The organism is Pseudoalteromonas sp. Angola-7 (genome assembly GCF_028599255.1).
In the GTDB taxonomy this organism is placed as follows: domain Bacteria; phylum Pseudomonadota; class Gammaproteobacteria; order Enterobacterales; family Alteromonadaceae; genus Pseudoalteromonas; species Pseudoalteromonas atlantica.
This window is the reverse complement of the sequence record NZ_JAQREL010000003.1, coordinates 50718-71690: the sequence shown is the minus strand read 5'-3', so window position 1 is coordinate 71690 and position 20973 is coordinate 50718. Positions and strand designations below refer to the sequence as shown.

Genomic DNA, 20973 nt, shown 5'->3' with positions numbered 1-20973 from the left:
TAAAAATACGTTAATAATAAGGCAGATAAACACCATAAATTTTAACAAGCGGGTATTTAAAAAAGGTTTAGTGGTAAGTATTTAGTGCGTGCACGGTTTGTAACCTAGTTGCCTAGATTACAAACCGCGGCGCAGTTTAGCTTTTAAAAATATAGCAAAGCGATTATTAAGCTTTAGGCTCTGGTGTTAAGTTCTCTTCTTGCCTTAGGTAACCAGCGGCCTCTTCATCCTCTTTTGTTATTGCTTGCTGAGTAGGTATTGCACGGGTTTGTTGGTTTAATTGATGTATTTGCGATGCATTGCCTAAATCGCGCTCACTGGTAATGGAGGCAATCGATTCGCGGTCTTTTAGAAAGGCAATTACATCATTTTTAATGGCTTGTAATTGACCTTCATCTTTGTGCATTTCCATTATATGGCGAGGAGGCTCAAGGTTTTTCATACCGGTGGCAGCAAACGTGCTCGTAATAACACGAGAGACAATGACCCATGGCGTGATACTGCTGCGCACTAAGGTGTTTTCTGAGCGGGTGCTGTCGTGAATACCTGTACCCGTTGAAATTTTTGACTCGGTAAATGTGCCTTCGCACTTAAAGTACACAAGTAATGATTCAAACTGCATTTCGGCAAAAAATAAATGAGCACAGTTAGCCAGTAAACGAGCAAAGGCTTTAATAATCACTGCTATTATTAAAATATGAACACTGCTCATTAGTAAGCTACTAAACTGTATAACGTTTTGGTTATTAAACGCTTGCTGTAAATTATTAATATTAGCGCTATCTATGTAGTAATAAATATCTATTAATGAATAGGCTAACAACACCGTTAATGCTAACGCCACAATATAAAGTAAATTAGCACTGATTAGCGCAACTAATCTGGCTAGGGTAAAGTTTTTACCTAGCTCCATAGCATGCAGTTTAGGCTGAACCTCTTGAATCATTTCGCCTTTAAAACCGCCTTTACCCTCTATTTGCTCTTGCAGTTTTGGGTCTAGCTCGCGGTAAACTCTATTGGGCACCTCTTTGTAGCGTCTATTTGCCATGACAAGATTATCAAGGTTTATAAATACTTCATCAGGGTGAACAGACTCTTGCCAGTTTTCACGTAATTCTGACACTTCGGCGGTAGGGGTCACTGCGTTTAAGCGTGCTTTGATCATTGTAAATACTAATGCGCAGCTTAACGTTGCTAATATAATAATGGCAATGAGGTATATGCCAGCATGCAAGTTTGGCAGTTGTGCCATCCACGCGTCTATTTCTTGTTTGCTGATATGTTGCTCTTGCATTAGCCACGACATAGAAAGGCCAATAACAATCGGCAAAATAAACGACAACGAAATAATTTTAGCTAATGTACCGCCTCCCAGCGCTTCAATGTTTCTTTCAGCATTGCGAGAGATAGGTTTGCTACTTGAGCGCCAAGAAAAAAGCACATAAAACATTAAAATAGCACTGTAAACCGGAAAGGCTAATTCGCCAGCTTCCCCAGTAAAGCCCGACAGCGAAACAAACGCTACAAGCCCATAAGCAATTAAGGCAACAAGCGTGCTCACCCATGAGCCAAATAATCGCTGCGCAACATTTCGAATTGGGTAAGGTAAAAATAACAGTTTGGGAATTAAGCTGTGTAACAAACGAGATAAAAATCCGTTAGGCTCTTTAAAGGTACTGTTTTTACGACCAACCAGCATTTCTTCGAGTGATTGGGCGTTATAGGCTACTTCTTTTTTTTCTTCTTGCGCGGTAGAGCTCTCAGACTTACTAAAATTATACGCAAGCGATGTAGGGTGGTTTCTGCCTACAAAGTACTTTAAGGTGGCATAAATACCTGACGATAAAGAGCGAATACCCAGCGCTAAAATAAACATGCCAAATAGCATTAAAATCCAGCCTGCGGTGGTACTTTCTTTCACCGAGCTTGCAGCTATAACAAGTAAACTTACGCCTGCTACCGACTCAATAATACCTCTTAGCGCGGTTACTTTACCTTCCAACTTAAAGGGGTTTTTTAACCCAAGATCAATAGAACCATAATCAAATGCCATTGTATGCTCCTTGTAAACAGCACATTATTTAAGGGGGGTTACCAGTTTTGCAATAATACTTAATCATTTGCGGGACCAAACCTAGTGTTAGCTATGTTTTTCCGGGCTCAAATAGACTAATTAATTAAGCGAGTTGGTATTATTATCCGTGTATATTTTGGCCAAAATGAGCATAGCTAAACGCTACCAAAAGGTGCAGTTTATATACTTAAGCAGGTAATTAAACTAAACGGATTTTTATATTATTGTTCAATTTTTGATTATATATCAATAACGTTGTTCAGTTTAAGGTTATTTTACAGTGATACCTTTATTGATGTTGGTTTAAGTTGCTAGGAGCATAAATGAAACTAATCTACGTCGATGATAATTTACCCGGTATAACCCGTAAGCGTAAAAACAAAACGTGGTTGTACTTTGACCCAATAGGAAAGCAAATCACCGATCAAAAAGTGATTGATCGTTTAAATGCGTTAGCGTTTCCTCCCGCCTACAAAAATGCTTGGTTTTGCCCTGAAGAAAATGGCCATATTTTAGCAACGGGGATAGATAGTAAAGGCCGTAAGCAATACCGCTACCATGAAGATTTTAGAGCTCAACAAGAGGCGAAAAAATACCAAGCCTGTGGGGTGTTTGGCAATAAGCTGCCATTACTGCGTGCCCGTTTAGAAAACGATTTACAAGGGGATGAGCTCAGCGTAGAGCGCACATTAGCTGCGGTAGTTAGGCTTATGGACTTAGGTGCATTGCGGGTAGGTAACGAGCGAAATGTAAAGCAAAACAAAAGTTTTGGCGCCACAACCCTGCGCAATCGCCATGCTAAGCTTACGGGTAAAAATATACAGCTACGGTATCGGGCTAAATCGGGCAAAGAGCGCGAGGTAAACATAACCGACAGAGTGCTTAGCCATGTAATTAAAGACCTACAAGATTTACCCGGTCAGCATTTGTTTCAATATATAAGCGATGGAGAGCGCACAAACGTAACCTCTAGTGAAATTAACCAGTATATTCAACAAATAATGGGTGAGGACTTTAGCGCTAAGCACTTTAGAACCTGGCGAGCCAGTGTTATTGCCTTTAAGCAACTTGTAAAAGCAAAAGGCGCACTTAGTTTAAAGAGTATGCTCGAGAGTGTGTCTGAGCAGCTAGGTAATACGCCCGCTATTGCCCGTAAATCGTATGTTCACCCGGATTTAATTGCCTTGTGTAAAGAGGATGAACAAACCCAAACAGCGTGGCGAGAGTCGCTTTCTTTACCGCGAAAAACAAAATACTTGAGTCGTTATGAGCGTGGCTTTTTAGCCTTTTTAAAAGACTAATTGCTATAGCAACTTTACACACTACAGCAACCAAATTACATAATTGCGTAGTTGAAGTGTTTTTTAATTACCATGTGAAAGTTTAAAAAGTTATTAAATTTCAGTGTTTTGTGTTTTTATTTTATTTTGGCACCTGCATTGCACCTTCAAATTACTGTTAAGCAGTAAGTACAAAAGCATTTATCAATGATATTTAGCGAGGAGGTACAAAGTGAAGGGGTTATTTTCAAAGGCATTGTCTACAAAGGTAAAGCACATTACGTTACACGCTACGCTTGCAGGCTGCGTTAGCGCCATGCTAACAGGGCAAGCGCTAGGCAGTGCAGATCTTGAAAGTGTGGCACTTGCCAGCTCTTCATTGACCACTTACAACTCGCAACAACAATTGCAAAATGGCGATTATTATTTTGATCAAAATGCAGCACAGTTAATAGCGCGCACCGAAAAAGCAATTAACTGGTACACAGAAATAGTTAACAGTGGCGGGTTTACCCCTTTATACACTAATGAGTTGCTTGAACTTGGCAGCACTAGTAAAGCGGTGAGTCAGTTGGCGCTGCGTTTGTATCAAGAGCGTGACTTAACCAGCAATGTATGTGACACCGCAATGTGCACATTTGATAAAACCATTGAGCAGGCTGTGCAACAGTTTCAGCGTCGCCACGGTTTAAAGGTTGATGGGCGAGTAGGAAAGCGCACCTTAGCTAAGCTTAATGTACCCGCTAAGAAAAAATTGGCTAAATTAAAGCTTAACTTTTACCGCATAACTAACTTCGCAGGCTCAAGTGATTCGCAGTATGTGTATGTAAACATACCTGAGTACACATTGCGCTATGTAAAAGCAGGCGAAGTAAAACTACAAAATAACGTTATTGTGGGTAAGCCGAGTTGGGAAACACCTGCCTTTAGTGACGAAATCGAAAAATTTGTAGTAAACCCTGAGTGGCGCATACCAACCTCTATTGCAACCAAAGAAATAGCACCAAAGGTGGCAAAAGATCCTCAGTACCTTGCTAAAAATAATATCGAAGTTAGAAAAAACAGCTACCTAGATTCTAAAACAGTTAACCCCAGTAATATTGATTGGCAGGCTATTAAGCCCTATCAGTTTGATCACTTTTTAGTTAAGCGGGCAGGGGATGAAAACCCACTTGGCGAAGTGAAATATCTGTTTCCAAATCCTGAAGCCATTTATGTTCACGATACTCCAGCAAAGCAGCGTTTTAACCAAGCGCAGCGTGCGTTATCACATGGCTGTATAAGGGTTGAAGAGCCATTTTCATTGGCGCGTGAAATAATTAAGCACCAAGGTGAAGAGCGCACCCTTAAGCAAGTGGATAAAGCCAGAGATACCGATACCACTCAAACTTTTTATTTAAATGAGCCCTTACCTATTCATTTAGTGTATTGGACGGCGTGGGTTGATGAAGACATGCTCGTTAATTTTAGAGACGATATTTATCAACACGACGCAAAAGCATTACTTAAAAACGAAGATCAGTCAGTCATTGCTGCATTGATTAAATAGACTATGAGAGGATTTATGCCGTTTATACCGTGTATTTTAGGGGGCATATTAGCGCTTTGCGTAAGCGTAGGTAGTTATGCCGCCGAGCCCGTGAAAAAAGCACACCCAAGCGTTGATATTCAAAATAAAGCAAATTTTGAAGATGCAGAGTTTAGCCTAAAAATTAACGACATAGTAATGCCGTATTCGGTGTTTTCTGTATTTGTGATGCCTAATGAGGCAGTTGAATTTGAAGTGCTTTACGCACAATCAAAACGACCCTATTCATTTATTAATAACCATAGCAACGCCACCTTAACTGATACAAACCGCTGGCAGTGGCAGGCGCCTAAAAAGCCTGGCTTAACACGGGTAATTATTGAATCCCCCGACAAAAAGCAACGTATGACAATTAATGTGTTTGTTAAAGTACCTGCAGATGAAGTACAAGGTGGAAAGCTTAAATATTACCACATTGGCCATTACCCAACGCCCTCACAAATTAAAGATAGTAAGCATTACATAGTGCCCGATGGTTTTGTAAAGGTGACCCCAGAGAACGAAAATATAAAAATATCACCGCATTTTTCTCTTAAAGAATTTGTGAGTAAGCAACGAAGTAAGCACCCTAAATACTTATTTTTACAAAATAAGTTGTTACTTAAACTTGAAAAAATACGCAAAGAGCTGATTTTAGAAAACATATCGGTTAAAAATATGGTGGTAATGAGCGGTTACCGCACCCCTTATTACAACAAAGCCATTGGTAACGTAAAGCTTAGCCGCCATGTGTTTGGCGACGCTGCCGATATATTTATAGATAACGATGGCGACTACCGTATGGATGATATAAACAAAGACGGCAAGCACTCTATTGGTGATGCACAAGCTATGGCTGGTATAGTGGAGTCGCTCGCTAAGCGAGAATCATTTAAAGGCTTACTTGGCGGTTTAGGTGTTTACGGGCCAAAATCGCATCGCGGTGCATTTATACATGTTGATACGCGTGGTTTTAAAGCGCGCTGGGTGAGTAAGTAATATATGTTTCATGGTTAGTAATCACGTTAGCATAAAAAGTATTGGCAATTTTTTTGCCAATACTAAGCAGGTCATTGTTAAATATTGATTACCTTTTACCTTTTACCTTTTACTTAAAATTTAAGTGCAAAGATTTAACTCAATAACAGCCATGTTATTAAAACACATAAGGTATAAGACTCGTTCAAACCAATTAAGCGAAGGTTGAAGATGTCTGAAATTAAACGGTTCCAAACTTCTTTAAATAGTGCCGACAAAATACAGGCGCTTATAATCCACATTGCTAGCAGTAGCACCATTTTTACTGTGAATGTTTGTATATAAATATCAATAAGGCTATTCCTTTGATATGCATTCCCTACATCAAACGTCATTAACGTATACAACAAGCTAATAGCCCACAAAGCTATGGTTGCAAAGATATTAAAGCGCGTGGTAATTCCTTTTTTCATTAAAGATAAGTCCTTTTTAATTAAAGTTAGCTTTACTTTTGTAAGTTACCATTAATGGTACGGCGGTTCTACTGCAGCATAAAAGTTTCGTACTCAAGCTCTTCAAATTGTTTTGATAGCCAATACAGACCAATTACAGATGTAATTATGGTCGAGAGCGCAAAACCGTAACCATAAAACTGTGGCCCTAATGCAATTGAGGCAATCGTAAATACGATATTGATAAACAAAAACAGCCCAGATAAAAATAATACGGTGGCACGCTTATCTAAGTAAAATAAAATATTTAAAATAGACAAAAATATAACCTGTACACCTACACCCACCACATCAATAAACAGTAATGTTTTATAGTTAGGGTCTATGCCTATAAAGGTCAGTATTTGCTCGCCCCACAGTAATAAGCACGCAACGGTTATACCTTGGATTTTAAATATATCGTAAAGGCCGCCTTGTGCTGTTTGCACCATTTTATCTTTTAGGTAAAAAATTTCTTCAAGCGATGAGCCACCTCTAATGGCGGTATAAAAACGGTCGTATTGTTCTACAAAGTCGGTTTCCATTCTGACTAAAAATACCGCCATTCCTGGAATAATGGTTAAATAGGCTAAAAATATAGGCAAGTCGTAAATAGGGCTTGCTCTTAATGTGCCTATAATTTGAATAGAGGTAGCGGGGGAGTACCAAAAAATAATTTTATCGGCCCACACGCCTATGTTGTAAAAAAGCCCACAAAAAAATAGGCTGTAATACACTTTTTTGTTGTTTAAAAAATCAAAACTAATGAGTTTACCGCCAGGGTAGCGACGAATAATCATAAACAAAAAGCTAAAAAAGAGCAGCGCTTCACCGGCAAAAAAAGCAAAAAACAACCCGTCTATTTGCCAGTCGCGCAGTAAAAATGCCAGTAACACCATAAAGCTGTAACCGCTTAACATGGTCACTAAAATAAGCCGGTACTCCTTCATTCCCGACAAAAATATAGCGCCAAGCCATTGGTTACATAAGCTTACAAACGCCCCTAATATTATTATTTTAGTCACAACAGGTAGCGGTAGTATTGGCCATACAGCTAAGCCAATCAGTAATGCGGCAAGGGTGGTAACTAGCTGCGCGCCAAGTAAATTAGGCAGTACCTGCTCGTCCTTTTTTTGAAAAAACAGATCGGCAACAAAACGCGTTAATAATAGCTGCAGACCGCCGGTTAATATAAGGGACGCTGCCATCATATACGTAATAAGCGTTAAAAACTGAATAATTAATACTTTAGGTAGCACGACACCTAGGCTTAAAATACCAATTAGCATGAGCGCAATGATAGAAAGCAGCCAAGGGCCTGAGCCTATTAATCCCGCATAACCGTATGCTTCAAAAACAGAGAGTAGGGTGTTTTTTTTGAGAATTTTACGTATCTCAAAACCTATTCCGGCCATGCGATTGTATCCTTGTAAAGTTTATCGTAGCGGGCAAACATATGGCTCTCGTCGTAGTATGTTTTAACGCGATTGAGGCCGTTTTGTTGGTACTGATACCATGTTTGCTCATTTTCCAATAGGGTGATTATTTGCTGTGCGGTTTCGCTGGGTGAGGCAATAGAAACTACTTCGCCAGCTTTACCAAGGGCCCTATCTTCCTCGCTTGCCCCTTCTATTATTTCTCGGCACGAGCCCACGTCACTTGCAAGTACAGGTACGCCTGCAGCCATTGCTTCAAGCAGTACTAATGGTTGAGCTTCAGAAATTGAAGTCAGCGCAACAATGCCTAGCTTTGGGAGTATTTCGACGATGTTTTTCATGCCGGTAAACGTAATGTTTTTGTCTAAATCTAGGCTGCTTACTAGTAGCTGGCACTCTTTATAATACTGTGGGTCTTCCTCAAAAGGACCTATGATCCAGCCTTCTATGTCTGGCAGTTCGGCTTGGACCTCTTTAATGGCGCGAATAAAGGTTTTAATATCTTTTATTGGTACTACACGGCCAATTAACCCAACCACCATAGGGACCGATTTAGGTCTCGCGTTAAGCGCATCAGCAAAGCGTTTTGTTTTTATACCATTAGGCACTACCGAGGCTTTACTTTCGCAGGCACCATCTTTAATTTGCCTTTGTCTATTCCCTTCATAAAGCGAGATGATTTTGTCGGCTTGATGATAAGTAGTGCGGCCAATTTGCTCAAAAAAGCTGATCCACATTCGGCGAATAAAGCCCATTTCAGTATTTAGGTTTTTACCTAGGCTTTGTTCAGACTCTTTTATCCAGCTGGCCTGTATTAAATCTATTTTACGCTCTTTAGTATAAATACCGTGCTCGGTAAGCAAAAATGGCGTGTTGTGTATAACGCTTGCACCTGCGCCCAATATGCCAGCATAGCCTGTCGAAATAGAATGAATAAGTTTAACATCGGGGAGTGAACGAGCTATTTCGGCTATTTTAAACAGTGGTTTATACAAATTTCTGTACGACCAAAAAAAGTCGATAAATGACGATTCATCGCAATAGGTTAAATAATAGTTTGCCAGCACCTGCCACGACGACTCGCTGTATAAAAAATCGGCTTCGTTGATACCGTCTTTTTTAGCTAGATTTTCAAAGGCAAACTTTAAAAGCTCCGTCGGTATTGGGTCTTTACAGTCACGGAAGTACCCTTGCAATTGCTGCCAAAAATCAAACAGTTCTTTTTTATATTTAACGCCATGTTTTGCTTTTATTTTTGTACTGTGTTGCGTAACTAAATAATGAACATGCAGCTTAGTTACGTTACTTGGTAGCGTGTACTGAATGTCGCCGTAGTGTTCGGGTGCGCCACCGACAAACACTAATTCAAAGTTATAGTGAGGCAGGCCTTCTATAATTTGGTGTACCCAGCTCGATACGCCGCCCCGTACATAAGGGTAAGTGCCTTCAAGTAAGAGTAAAATGTCGGCTTTTTTTTCACTCATGCCAATACTCCTGTAAATGGCGTAACTCAGAGCCTTTAGGCTGTAGTGCTAGCTCTTCAAGATAGCGCTGACAGTCTGTGTAATTGTGTAATCCAAAGGCAACTTCGGCTTTATAAGGTAGTACGTGGCGTCTGGCCATGCCTAATTGCGTGGCTAAATTTAAGCTTTGCTGCGCCTCATTTAATTTACCGAGCGCAAGTTGAATTCGCCCTAAAAACACATAGCTTGCTGGCTGCGGGTTAAACTTTATACTTGTTAAGGTTAGTGCTTCTGCTTTTTCTAGTACGTACTTTTTTAGTGCGCCTTGTGCTAAGCCTAAGTAACTAAGCTCCCAATAAAGCTCGGCTTGTTGGCGTTGCAGATTGCTTAATTTAGGTTGTTGCGTGGTATTGGCTATAGCGTGCTGGCATTGGCTTATTTTTTCGTTCAGTTTAGTTTCTTTGCTATCAAGAGTTGAATAGGCAAGTAAGCGAATATCATCTTCTAAGTCTTTTAAAGCCAGTTTGAGTATAGGAATAGCTTGGGCATCGCTCATGTGCCGTGCAGCCATTACTGCACTTAGGCGTTTATTTGGCTCACTGGCGTGTTTTAAAATAGCTTTTAGTCCACCCATTGAGTAAATAGGCGTTGCTGAAACACTTCTTGCTTCAAAAGGCAGGGCAGGAACCTTGTGCTCTACAATATCAATGTCGTTGTTTTTAAGCGGTTTACTAAGGGCAAAAGTAATGGCAAATACCACCCCTAAAATACCAAATACAGGCAAGGTAAATAGCAGTAAAAATAACAGCGCTGAGCCACTTTTTAAGGTGGTTTTGTATTTGTTAGGAATAAAAGCATGGCTTACAAAGGTAAAGCACAGGCAAGCAATGCCATGTAATAAAACAATTAACAGCCAGTTAGGCGCATCTAAAATATGCGCAAAAGCAAAGTATTCACATAAACAGCCAATAAAAGCGGCAACGATAATTTTAATCATGGGATGCAACTAACTTAGCGATGTGTTCGCTGCTTATAGGCAATGCCATTTGTTCTTCTATTTTAATTTGCAGTTGATCAACGGTTTTACCAAAGTGCTCGATACACCAAGTATTAATACGCGATATAAAGCCACTTTTGTCCAGTTCACTTGCCATTGGCATAAGCAGTAGTAGTGTGTGGTTTTCACTATCGTAAAGATAAATATCTAAACCTCTGCGAGCTTCACTTAAATACTCTAATAATTGGCGCGACTCTTCACTTGTTTGCATTGCTTTGAGTTTAAGCAGCTGCGAGGGAATATTATAGCGTTTAGCTTCTTTGTTGGCCCTGCGTAGTTGCCTTACAAAATAAGGGGTTTCTTGTGGTGTCATTACCGGGTTGGTAATTTCATGACGCAGCAAATCGCCAATGTTACCGGCCATAACGGCTAGCAAAGTAAGTGTGGTGTTTTTAAGGGCAAAAAATTGAATGCTTTGTACTAAAATTACCCCGTAAATAGTGTTATTAATATCAACCAGTGGGATAGCAATATGGTATTGGCTAAATTTATTTTTAACCTCTTTAACAGAAACCAGCTCGCGCTCTTCAAACATGGCTTTAATAAGGGGGTCTTCCCTATTTAGCTCGCCCATAGCACCTATGCTTGCTAATGGTTGCTCTATTATGGTGTTGTTTTCTACTTTATAAAGCGCTGCTTTTTCAAGTGAGCCATATTCAACAAATAAGTTTAAAATGCTATTTGCCGCACTGTCTAAGCGTCTTTGTGTTAGTTGCCCTATAACGGCCCGTACCGCTTGGAGCGATTCGCGCAGGCTAAGAGTATGACCTGCTAACATTTGCTCAATCCGGTCGTGGGATGAGTTTATTAAATGGTATTGGCGGGTAAAGGTTTCTAATCGGTTAGTTACATATTCAAGCTCAATACTTTGCTGCTGATTAGTGCGCTCCCATACATCTCTGAATTCGCCAGCAATCATAATTACAATTAAATAACCAATCATGGCGTTAATATTAAATTCGTTAGGTTGCGCTAATACTTCGCTTTTGCTTAACAGCAATTGCCCGGCTAATAAACATAATATGCTTATAAAGCCTTTTGAAAAACCATAGCGCAAAGCCACTAACAGCGGCCCAAGTACGGGCCACGAAAACCCATTTTCCGTCCAAAAGGGGTCTTCGGCGTTAAATATAACCGGCAGCACAATTGCAAGCGCGGTAAATACAATTACCTCAGCCCAAATTTGTAGCTCAGGGACCTCTCTTGGTCGAAAAAAATGTGTTTTCACTCACTAACCTCAATGTACGAAATTAAATCGGCGATGACATCTTGTGCAGTCGCGGCAATACTGTCGCGCCCCCAGCCACTTTTTGCGATAGTGCCCGTCCAAAGTGGGGTTGTTTGACCTTTAGCCGTTAAGCTAAGTGTAAGTGCGACTACCGGCTCGCCATCTAGACCCGCTTTATAACGCCATTCTTCTATGCTACCTGATAACACATAGTCTGTTTGCTGTGTGCTTAACCACTGCATGGCGTTATCAAGACGGTATTGATCGTCAAGTGGCGGAAGGTCTTTAGTGTTACTGCGTGGTGCACGTAATAACGTAGGAAGCTTATTTTGCTGCCAAATACTTGCAAGTATATCTTCTGCACGTTCACCGGCTAAGGGGGTTTGCGCATGATTTACCAAAGGCATTAAAGCCACGGTAGTTGATGGACCTAGCTCTACATCATCAGCCACACGGCTGGTGGTACATGCACTGAGCACTAATACCAAACACGGTATGATTAAACGAAACATATTCTCTCCTAACATTAAAAATGTACGTAATAGCCTAATTGTAATTGTGTATCTGAGTTACCCACTTTATTACTACTTTGATAACCCAGCTGTAATTTAAATAAATCATCCCCTAGCACTGACCAGCCCGCACCACTTGTTACTGAAATGTCGAGGGTGTCGTTTAACGTTTGATAACCCGTACTGATGTCGAATAACCACGAGGGGCTTTCGCCTAAATAAGGGGGGGCTAAGTTTGAGTTTGACGAAAGCGAAGTGCCCAGAGCAAAGCGCCTAAAAGGTTGCATATCAATAAGCAGCGGTCGCGCTCTTTGATCTATGCCTAAAGGGGCTAATGTGCGTTCAAAGTCTTGCCATTGAGCACTAAGATAAGTACTCCAAATAGGGCGGTCTTTTAAAATAGTGTATTGATAACGGGCGTTATATTCTTGTCCGCTGACAAGCGTTGAGCTATCACTGCGGCGCTTAAATGCCATTGCGGCTGCCGAGAACTGCACGTTTTGACGCCCATCAATAGCGTAATTTATATAAGCCGTGGTTTTATTTAATTTGGCAAAGCTAAGTAAGGTTTCTGATTGGCGGTTTTCAACGTTGTGCTCAAGTTTTACACCTACTTGCGTGCGCGAGTCCCACTGGTAACGCGCATCTAGGCTCAAGCCTTGGCGGCTCATTAAATTGCCCTGATGAGAGTCTACTTTTGCATCAAAGTACCAACGACCCCATGTCATTTTATCTTCTATGGCAAACAGTAACCCGTTGTTATTTAAGTTTTGTTGATTGCTAATGCTAAGTTTCCATTGCCCTTTAGCATACGGAAAATAAACATTTACATCGTACTGGCTGGTATTTAAACCGGCCTCAGGGGATAGGTTAATCTCTAATGCTCTAAAGTAGCTGGTGCGGGCATTACGTAATAAAGACGTTTCGGCTTGTGTTGGCTCTTGTGTTAATTCCTCATACCAACGCTGCATAGTTGCATAAGGCTGCCTTAAATAGAGCAAAGCACTTAGCTCATCTATTTTGCCTAACGTTTGCGTATTTACCAGTGCCTTTACTTTATTAAACTCGCCGTTGCTCATAGCCAATTGTAGCTTTTGCCATGGCTCAAGCTTTTGTGCTGCGCGTCTGGCTAACCACCAGTTGGCGGTTGCGTTGTTTATAGCCTCAGGCGCTATGTCATCTAAGCTGCTAAATTGGCGTAAGTGGGGCACGGCCATTGCGCCGGCCCATTGGATCATTAAACCTCGGTATGCGTATTTGTCTTTTGGTAAATGGTTTAATAAATAATGTTTAAGTTCGCTGGCATTAGCGTAGTAGCCTAACTGGTTCATAACATCGGCTAAATTTACTAAAGTAGTTAAATCTCGAGGGTTACTAATGGCTAATTGGCGCAGATAAAAATAAGCACTATTAAAGGCTTTTTGATGAATAGATAAACTCGCCAGTAATTGTGCCCACTCTCGGCTGGGTTCATTGCTTGAGTAGTTAGCTAAAATACGCTTAATCATAATGGTGTCGTGCATTTGCAATGCAAGCCAGCCTTGCGCTAGTACCACATCGGGATTGTATTCACTTAGTTTTGCTGCGCGGTTAAGTGTTGTGTATGCGTAATTTAAGTCACTTTGATTTTGGTACCAGTTTGATAATATTAACCATGCAGGGTAAAGCGCTTTATTATAACGTTGTTTTTCAAGAGCCTGATGAGCACGAGTAACGTGTTCTTCATCGCCAATTTGCGTGCTTAATAAGGTAATTTGGATTAACTGTCTATCAGTGAGTGCGGTTTGTTGCCATAGGTAATTTAATAACCCTTGTGGGTTGTCGGCAAATTTTAGCTGCTGATAATGCAGCATATCACCTACACTCAGTGGGCTAATGTTTTTTAATTGCTCTAAAGCGTACAGCTCTTCTTTTTTATCATTTACACGCAAAGCCATATCAACGCGGGCGCCCCAAAACTCATCATCGTTACTACGTGCTTTTTGTTTTAAAATGGCCAAAGCGGTTGTAAAGTCATCGTTTAACCAATGCGCTCTTGCAAGCCAAAGTAAGTCTTCTTCGTTTTTCGGCCCTGCGTAGTGAGGCCACAAAGCTCTCAGCCCAGCTAAATTACCGGTATCGTGTAACACCTTGGCTTTCCAATATTGTGAAAGAGGTGTTTTTCCGTTTATTTGCTCATAGCGCTCAATATGATTAAGCTCTTGTTTTGCGTTACCAATAAATTCGTTGGTTTGCATCCAATTTGCAAATCCGTTGTCTTTAAGCTGTCGGTTTTGCGCTTTATATTCGTAAATGTCGTTGGCATCTTGATATAAGTACAAGGCATTCGCATCATTAATGCTGTCGGTCAGCATAGCTACATCAACGGCTTTATGGGCCATTAACCATTTAAATTCTTTAAGCGCCTGTTTAGGCTTATTTTGCCAGCGCATAATTTTCCAATTTAAAAGCCTCAGCGCTTTATCATTGGGTGTTTTAAGTAATAACTTTGCGATTAATTGTTCAGCTGCGTTTGCATTGCCATTGGCTAAGTTTAAATGCATGGCTTTGGTTAAATATTCGCTGTTATTAGGCTGAGTTTTTAATAATTTTTCTACTGCTTTTAAGGCTTCTTTATTATCACCCGCTAAGCTTGCAAAATATAATGTACGCTCGGTATTAGCGGTATCACCGTATTTTTTCCACCATGTGTAAGCTTGTTTTGGATTGTTAGCACCCAGTGCAGTTTCAATGGCTTTTTGGGCTACATCGGCATTAATGTGGGTTTTATAAATAGCGAGCGCTTTGCCAGGCTCACCTGCGCCTAACCAAAAATCAGCGGCTAATAATGGCTGTGCTTGTTGCTCATAATATTGCGCTACGTTTACATTGAGCCCCGTGGCTTTAGCTATATTTAATAACTGGCTATCCCAGTGTTTAAATGCCGCAAGTTTAAGTGTTAGTTCTTCAAAACGGTCATCTTTATTTGCGCCACTATCAACCCACAATGCGTATAAAAGTTTTATTTCTACTTCAGTTTTTGTATCGCTCTTAGGGAGTTTTTCAAGCTCGTTAGTCGCTTGCGAATACTCATTTAAGCCCAGGTGAATGGCTATTTTTTTGGCGCGTAGTTTTTCATTATTAGGATCGCTACTTAATGCGGCATTTAAGTAGGTTTTTTCAAAGGTATAATCTTGCGATAGCGAGTCGTCTTCAAAAAATAAGGTGTGCGGAAACAGCGCGTAAAGTGAAAAGCAACTAACCGCTAATATAATTAAAATGGTTTTAACTGATACTAAGTGAGGGCGCTTTTTGTTATTCATTATTGAGCCCTTGTTGCGCAGTTTAAATAGCCATAAAATTCGCCAGCAGGTAATGTAAACTGCGTTGTATTGGCAAAGGTTTTTCCGCTAAAGCGCTTTCCCATATGCGAAATGAATTGACAATTGCGAGCATTTTTAAGCTCAATTTTAGCCTCAATCCACGCTTTAAAGCTGACAGGGCCGTTTACCTGCCAATTACTAAACGCGACATTAGCAGAGAGCAAATAAGGTTGGTTATCTGGCGTTGTATGATCAAAGTTAATAGTCGCTATTTCATCGCCCACGTGAATATAGTTTCCTTGCGCGGTTACCCCTAAAATACCCTGGCTGTTAGTCATATTGGGCACATCAAAAATAGTAGGCAAGCGCAGCGTTTTTATATATTTAGAACTAAATAGCCATTCGCCACGCGTATTTTTAGCGAGCGCAGAAAAATAAAAATCTTTGGCAATGCGTGCATATTGACTTAAATGGACCGGGGTATTTTCTCTGGCTAATACGTAATCAATATTGTAATGCAGCGCATCAAGCCCTGCTGGCACTTCGCCAGAGTAAAAATGAAAGTAAATTGTGTAAGGCTTTAACCTGTATGGTTTTTCGGTTATTTCAAATGTTTCTACTAAGCGTTTAAAACCATAGTAAGGGCCGTGCCATAAATTGGTGTAAACATTTTCGTTTAAAATGGGCGCGTATATTTGATACAGCAAATCTCGCTCAGGACGGCCAATAGGTGATATATGCGACAAGCTTGGATTGTCGGCATTTACGTCGGTATTTCCTCCATTAACGTTAATTACACCGGCATCGCGGGCAAGTTCGAGGGCTTTTGGGCCTGGGGTTGCATCACCTGACCATAGCATCATCACGGTTTTTTTATTTTTTGGTGCGAGTCGCTCATTAATGTAATTTATTGAGCCTGTTATTTCTTTATTTAAATCGATGGCGTCATAACCGGGTACATCTAAATGAAACCCGTAGTCGGTGTCGTCTTTATTTATTTCTTTTCTACCTGACAAGGCTGTCCAAAAATAGGGGTGGCTGTAAGTGTGTGATGCAACTTCGACATAAGGAAGCGCAAAAATTTCTTTGGCTATTTTTTCAAGTTTTGGGCTGTCAGCGCCATGCAATCCGTTAGGCTCAATATCGGCTTGGATAATTGAGGAGGTCAGTGGTAGCTTGTATTTTTTTATAACTTCATCGCGCACAACTTCTGCTGCGTAAGGTTTACCTGCAAAGTGTGCAATGCTCGTAAAGCCGTCGCCATCAATATGAAGTGTTAGCATACGCCGACCGCTTAATGTAGTTGTATCTGGGGCTAGTATAGGCGCAAGCCCCATTGCCTTAGTTAACACGGCTTTGGGGTCTACAACCCAGTTACTGCCCTCCATAGGCAGTGTATCTATAAGCCAAGGTGCAGCGATAAGTGAGCCGTACTTAGTTTTACTTCCTTGGGTTAGGGTGGTGCCATCTTCAGCGTGTATTGATATTAATGATTGCGCATTCTCTGCAAGTGTTAATAAATAGGGCTTTACAATAGCGGGCGCAGTGGTTGACTCACCCTTGAGCCAAGATGACATAGCTGCGAGTTTATAAGGCCCATTTGAAGGCAAATTAAAAGGCTCTACTCCTAAGCTTTTAAGTAACTTATTAGAAGGAGGGAGCTCGCCAAGTACCAGTTGCGGTACCACGCCTAAGTTACTTTCGAGCCACTCAATAACCTGTGCATTATAAAATTGATCGCTCGTCGTCCAAGAGATAATGCCAGCATGGAGGCTGGTATCTACTTTAGGTAAGGGCGTGTTAGCCATGTCTATGTAATCAGGTATGTAGCCTAAATACTCAATCATTGTGGCAAGCTTTAAGTGAACCGTAGTGTATATAAGTGGCTTTACATTACTGTTGTATGGAATAAGTATGCGCCTAGGCACTGGCTGTATATTTGATGTCCCCCAAGTTTGAAGGTGCCCATCAGTAACCCAAGGAGCATAACCTTGGGCAATAATTTGCTTAGCCATCGCAAGGCGCTGCTGTGGTTTAGCGTAATCAATTACCTGTACGTTAAAGCCCAGTGATTGTGCTTTATGAAGCTTTTCATTTAACCAAGCTTGATCGTTCTCAGTGGTAAGTTTGTAGCTGTTATCTACTGGATTAAAGTGGCTAAATAGCCCCTCGGCAACTAAATCAGAGACGTAATCGTTAAGCTGTGGCAGTAGCTCAAACCCTCTATTTAAAATTAAATGTTTATTAAATGTACTCGACAAACCTTTAATTATATTCACAAGCCCCACTTGTTGAGCCGCTTTATCGTAATCGGGTTTTAATAATTGGTAGCTGTCGAGCGTATCTAAAAATAAACCGTTAAAGCCTCGTTGTTGTAATTCACGTGCTTGTTTTTGCAGGTGTTGTTGCCAATGCTCAGCGGTTAAATCAGCAATATGGCTATTCCAGTGTGGATTTTTTGCTACTGAGGATTCATTTTCAGTAAACGATTCTCCCACACTTAAATAAGCGTATACGCTAATGTTGCGCTCTTTAAGCCAATTAAGTTCGTGTTGAGTGATGCTTTGCGGCTGCACAACAACCCGTGAGTAAAAGGTCATTTCAGCCAGCGGCATGGGGGATGAGTAATAAAAGGCAATGCTCTTGTTAGCAGGTTGCGCGCACACGTTTAAACAAATCAACAACGTTAGATATAAGAAGTACTTCATTATTATTTTTAAAAACCACAGCCTAAGTTAACGTTGAACATTGCCCCGCTTTTTGTATAAGTATTTATTATTAGAATTGTGATGATTATATGTTAAATAAAAATGCCTGGCTACCTTAATGTGAGATGAATAGTGGTGGAATTGCTTGGGTATTAACTAAGTAAAAGGTAATAAAAACGCCTTACTGCACAGTGTTTTCGATATGAAATTGCGACTAATGTCGAGTGATAATGTATATCTAAAGCGCTGTAATCTAATTATAATGCGCCCACCTTGCCAGCCCTTGGCAACCCCCTGCGCTATTTATAAATTGATATAAATAGTGACCTATTACATGCTTACTTTATTGCGTTGATTACTGCAAAGCAGACAGTGATAACGTGCATACCCTATTTGTGGAGATTTAATGAGTAACTTAAGCTTGAGAAATAAACTTTTACTACTGGCTATTTTACCGTTGAGCTTGTTATTAATTAGCTTAATGGCCAGCTCGTACTATTTAGAATCGCAAAACCAGCAACAAAATTTTGAAACAATTAAATCTAAACTCATTAAAGACAAACACACGCTACTTGCCACTGAAGTGGAAATAGCAAGCAAGTTGGTACGCCATCAGTTAGATAACGGATCAACACAAAGTGTTAAAAATATCCTTAGGGAGCTTACTTTTGGTGACGACGGTTACTTTTTTATTTACGACACACGTGGCGTTAGCGTGTTCCATGCCCTGTTAGGAAGTGTTATTGAAGGGCAAAATAAAATAGGGATGACAGACCCAAATGGTAAAAAAATAATTGTTGGATTATTAGAGCAAGCACGTAAAGGTGGCGGGGCATTTAATTACCATTTTCAAAAGCCAAATACCAACGGGTTAGTAGAGAAAATAGGCTATGCCGTAATGATACCAGGTACCGATTGGATGATTGGTACGGGTGCCTATATGGATGATATACAAACAGAGCTTGCAAATTATAAACAAACTATGCAATCGCATACTCGTGAAAAAATAACCACCTTGTTATTGATTGCCTTATTTTGGGTTGTGGTTAGCGTAGTGGGCGCACTTTTAGCGTCTAACGCTATGGTTAAACCTATCCAAATAATGGGCCAAAGCTTAGATGATATTGCTAAAGGTGAAGGCGACTTAACAAAACGCCTAGCTATACATACGCACGATGAAATAGGGCAGTTGGGCGAATCGTTTAATGTGTTTGTTAGCAAGCTGCAAAGCATTATAAGTAATGTGGCTGATGTTACTAATGATGTAAAAAACGCCTCAAGCGATATTAATTCGCAAACAAAACTGTTTGAAAATAAACTGCTTAATCATAACCACGAAACAGATTTAGTTGCAACAGCGATTACCGAAATGTCGGCTACTTCTCACGAAGTGGCTAAAAATACCACGCAAGTTGCTGAGTCTACTCATACGGCAACGCTAGAAGTGGCAAAAGCGCAAGAGTGCGTAGATATTTCCCTAAGTGAAGTTTCCAACCTTATGGGCGAAATTAACCTAGCAGCTGATCAGGTAAACTCTTTAAGTGAGCAATCTAAAAAAATAGACAGTGTACTTAGTGTAATAGGTGGCATTGCCGAGCAAACTAACTTGCTTGCACTTAACGCCGCCATAGAAGCCGCACGTGCCGGCGAGCAGGGTAGGGGTTTTGCCGTGGTGGCTGATGAAGTAAGGAGCTTAGCGAGTCGTACACAACTTAGTACCCATGAAATTAGTGAAATGCTAACTGAATTACATAACTTAGTGGGCGCCGCGGTAAATGCCATGCAGGCGAGCCAAGCAAGTTGTAATCGCTCAGTTGAGTCATCGCGCGATATATCGCAAAGTTTAGGTGCTGTGACTACGTCGGTTACCACCATTAACGACATGAGTACGCAAATTGCAACCGCTGCAACAGAGCAAAGCTCAGTGACGGAAGAGATAAATCGTAATGTGTTTGCCATTCAAGAAATTGTTAATGAACTAACCCAAGCAAGTAAGGCCACCTCTGAGGTTAGCCAGCATTTAGCAGGGCGCGGTGAAAACTTAGGACAGTTAATAGGGCAGTTTAAGGTTTAAAATTTAAAACGGCATTGCATAAACCACTACTAGCCGCAACTTATGTTGCGGCTTTTTATTTTAAATACAAAATGGTTTAGGGGGAGTTTACTTTTTGAAGTTGAATTTTTAGCAACGTACTTTTATTTGGTAAAGCTGTGCTTATATTTTAAGGTTGCTGCAAAGGCATAGGCGTATTAACGCCAAACATGTCAGACCCTAGCTAGAACAAATTTTTATTTTTGAAAGTTCGCTAACCCTAGGGAATTTTATTAATTATGTGTAGTCTATTACACGCATTTTGAATAAACAGAGTAACCCTAATATGCAACAAAGTATGCCTTCAGTACAAAACGCTGACCCCGAAACGCTCGTAGCAGAGCAAGACCTAGGCCGGTTGATATCGTTTTTACGTTCAAAAATTGCCACACACATCGATGCCCAACTCGATTGTATGGACTTAACCTCTGCGCAATATATTGTGGTAGTGCTATTAGCGCGTGGCTCAGTAAACACATTAGCCGGACTGAGCGATCATATGGTGTACGATAAAGGCGCGATGAGCCGTTTGTTAAAGCGTTTAGAAGAAAAAGACTTAATTGAAAAAACACAATGTGAGTTTGATAAACGCTCTACACTTTTAAGTTTAAGTGATAAAGGCAAAGCGCTTTATCCGCAAATAATGCCCTTAGTAAATCAAGTGTACGAAAAAGCACTTAGCGGTTTTTCTGAAAATGAAAAACACAGCGTTATGGACTTACTAAACCGAGCAATAAACAACCTAGATACACCTTCTTAAATCTCTAAAAAAGATTATCAACATT

Annotated in this window: 14 protein-coding genes; 5 read left to right on the top strand and 9 right to left on the bottom strand. The window is 40.5% G+C overall.

Annotated elements, in window-relative coordinates; all coding sequences use genetic code 11:
• Positions 1 to 166: 166 nt before the first annotated feature.
• Complete coding sequence (locus PSH50_RS05280) at positions 167 to 2053, bottom strand: hypothetical protein (RefSeq protein ID WP_273587464.1); 1887 nt, start codon at positions 2051 to 2053, stop codon at positions 167 to 169.
• A 344-nt stretch (positions 2054 to 2397) separates the two neighbouring features.
• Here PSH50_RS05280 and PSH50_RS05275 point away from each other — a divergent pair, with 344 nt between their 5' ends.
• From PSH50_RS05275 to PSH50_RS05265, 3 genes are all read left to right on the top strand, one after another.
• Positions 2398 to 3375 carry a DNA topoisomerase IB gene (locus tag PSH50_RS05275; protein WP_138684452.1) on the top strand — a complete coding sequence of 326 codons (978 nt, stop codon included), beginning with the start codon at positions 2398 to 2400 and terminating at the stop codon, positions 3373 to 3375.
• Between the two features lie 211 nt (positions 3376 to 3586).
• On the top strand, positions 3587 to 4903 hold the full coding sequence (locus PSH50_RS05270) for a murein L,D-transpeptidase (protein WP_054982714.1): 1317 nt from the start codon (positions 3587 to 3589) through the stop codon (positions 4901 to 4903).
• 15 nt (positions 4904 to 4918) lie between these two features.
• Complete coding sequence (locus PSH50_RS05265) at positions 4919 to 5920, top strand: D-Ala-D-Ala carboxypeptidase family metallohydrolase (RefSeq protein WP_273587465.1); 1002 nt, start codon at positions 4919 to 4921, stop codon at positions 5918 to 5920.
• Positions 5921 to 6054: 134 nt separating this feature from the next.
• Here PSH50_RS05265 and PSH50_RS05260 read toward each other — a convergent pair whose 3' ends face one another.
• From PSH50_RS05260 to PSH50_RS05225, 8 genes are all read right to left on the bottom strand, one after another.
• Complete coding sequence (locus PSH50_RS05260) at positions 6055 to 6372, bottom strand: hypothetical protein (protein ID WP_024033101.1); 318 nt, start codon at positions 6370 to 6372, stop codon at positions 6055 to 6057.
• 68 nt (positions 6373 to 6440) lie between these two features.
• Positions 6441 to 7805 carry an exopolysaccharide Pel transporter PelG gene (pelG, locus tag PSH50_RS05255; protein ID WP_024033100.1) on the bottom strand — a complete coding sequence of 455 codons (1365 nt, stop codon included), beginning with the start codon at positions 7803 to 7805 and terminating at the stop codon, positions 6441 to 6443.
• Complete coding sequence (pelF, locus tag PSH50_RS05250) at positions 7793 to 9310, bottom strand: GT4 family glycosyltransferase PelF (RefSeq protein WP_273587466.1); 1518 nt, start codon at positions 9308 to 9310, stop codon at positions 7793 to 7795. The genes pelG and pelF overlap by 13 nt, the downstream gene beginning before the upstream one ends.
• Positions 9303 to 10286 (bottom strand): lipopolysaccharide assembly protein LapB, encoded by a 984-nt coding sequence (locus tag PSH50_RS05245; RefSeq protein WP_024033098.1) that lies wholly within the window; start codon positions 10284 to 10286, stop codon positions 9303 to 9305. The genes pelF and PSH50_RS05245 overlap by 8 nt, the downstream gene beginning before the upstream one ends.
• Complete coding sequence (locus PSH50_RS05240; RefSeq protein ID WP_024033097.1) at positions 10279 to 11574, bottom strand: PelD GGDEF domain-containing protein; 1296 nt, start codon at positions 11572 to 11574, stop codon at positions 10279 to 10281. Before PSH50_RS05240 ends, PSH50_RS05245 begins: the two co-directional genes overlap by 8 nt.
• Positions 11571 to 12086, bottom strand: a complete 516-nt coding sequence (locus PSH50_RS05235) for a hypothetical protein (protein WP_055252862.1) — start codon at positions 12084 to 12086, stop codon at positions 11571 to 11573. Before PSH50_RS05235 ends, PSH50_RS05240 begins: the two co-directional genes overlap by 4 nt.
• 14 nt (positions 12087 to 12100) lie before the next feature.
• Entirely contained in the window at positions 12101 to 15388 is a 3288-nt protein-coding gene (locus tag PSH50_RS05230; RefSeq protein ID WP_273587467.1) for a tetratricopeptide repeat protein, read from the bottom strand.
• Positions 15388 to 18096 (bottom strand): endo alpha-1,4 polygalactosaminidase, encoded by a 2709-nt coding sequence (locus PSH50_RS05225; RefSeq protein WP_273587468.1) that lies wholly within the window; start codon positions 18094 to 18096, stop codon positions 15388 to 15390. Before PSH50_RS05225 ends, PSH50_RS05230 begins: the two co-directional genes overlap by 1 nt.
• A gap of 406 nt (positions 18097 to 18502) precedes the next feature.
• On the opposite strand from PSH50_RS05225, the gene PSH50_RS05220 reads away from it, so the two are divergent.
• Both PSH50_RS05220 and PSH50_RS05215 read left to right on the top strand, forming a co-directional pair.
• Positions 18503 to 20170: a methyl-accepting chemotaxis protein gene (locus PSH50_RS05220; RefSeq protein ID WP_273587469.1), complete on the top strand. Its 1668-nt coding sequence runs from the start codon at positions 18503 to 18505 to the stop codon at positions 20168 to 20170.
• Between the two features lie 304 nt (positions 20171 to 20474).
• Positions 20475 to 20948 (top strand): MarR family winged helix-turn-helix transcriptional regulator, encoded by a 474-nt coding sequence (locus tag PSH50_RS05215; protein WP_052026274.1) that lies wholly within the window; start codon positions 20475 to 20477, stop codon positions 20946 to 20948.
• Positions 20949 to 20973 lie beyond the last annotated feature (25 nt).

Bases quoted from the DNA above. Each gene is read 5' to 3' on its own strand.
- PSH50_RS05280 (WP_273587464.1), bottom strand. From the start codon at position 2,053: ATGGCATTTGATTATGGTTCTATTGATCTTGGGTTAAAAAACCCCTTT.
- PSH50_RS05275 (WP_138684452.1), top strand. From the start codon at position 2,398: ATGAAACTAATCTACGTCGATGATAATTTACCCGGTATAACCCGTAAG.
- PSH50_RS05265 (WP_273587465.1), top strand. From the start codon at position 4,919: ATGCCGTTTATACCGTGTATTTTAGGGGGCATATTAGCGCTTTGCGTA.
- PSH50_RS05260 (WP_024033101.1), bottom strand. From the start codon at position 6,372: ATGAAAAAAGGAATTACCACGCGCTTTAATATCTTTGCAACCATAGCT.
- pelG (WP_024033100.1), bottom strand. From the start codon at position 7,805: ATGGCCGGAATAGGTTTTGAGATACGTAAAATTCTCAAAAAAAACACC.
- pelF (WP_273587466.1), bottom strand. From the start codon at position 9,310: ATGAGTGAAAAAAAAGCCGACATTTTACTCTTACTTGAAGGCACTTAC.
- PSH50_RS05245 (WP_024033098.1), bottom strand. From the start codon at position 10,286: ATGATTAAAATTATCGTTGCCGCTTTTATTGGCTGTTTATGTGAATAC.
- PSH50_RS05235 (WP_055252862.1), bottom strand. From the start codon at position 12,086: ATGTTTCGTTTAATCATACCGTGTTTGGTATTAGTGCTCAGTGCATGT.
- PSH50_RS05230 (WP_273587467.1), bottom strand. From the start codon at position 15,388: ATGAATAACAAAAAGCGCCCTCACTTAGTATCAGTTAAAACCATTTTA.
- PSH50_RS05225 (WP_273587468.1), bottom strand. From the start codon at position 18,096: ATGAAGTACTTCTTATATCTAACGTTGTTGATTTGTTTAAACGTGTGC.
- PSH50_RS05220 (WP_273587469.1), top strand. From the start codon at position 18,503: ATGAGTAACTTAAGCTTGAGAAATAAACTTTTACTACTGGCTATTTTA.
- PSH50_RS05215 (WP_052026274.1), top strand. From the start codon at position 20,475: ATGCAACAAAGTATGCCTTCAGTACAAAACGCTGACCCCGAAACGCTC.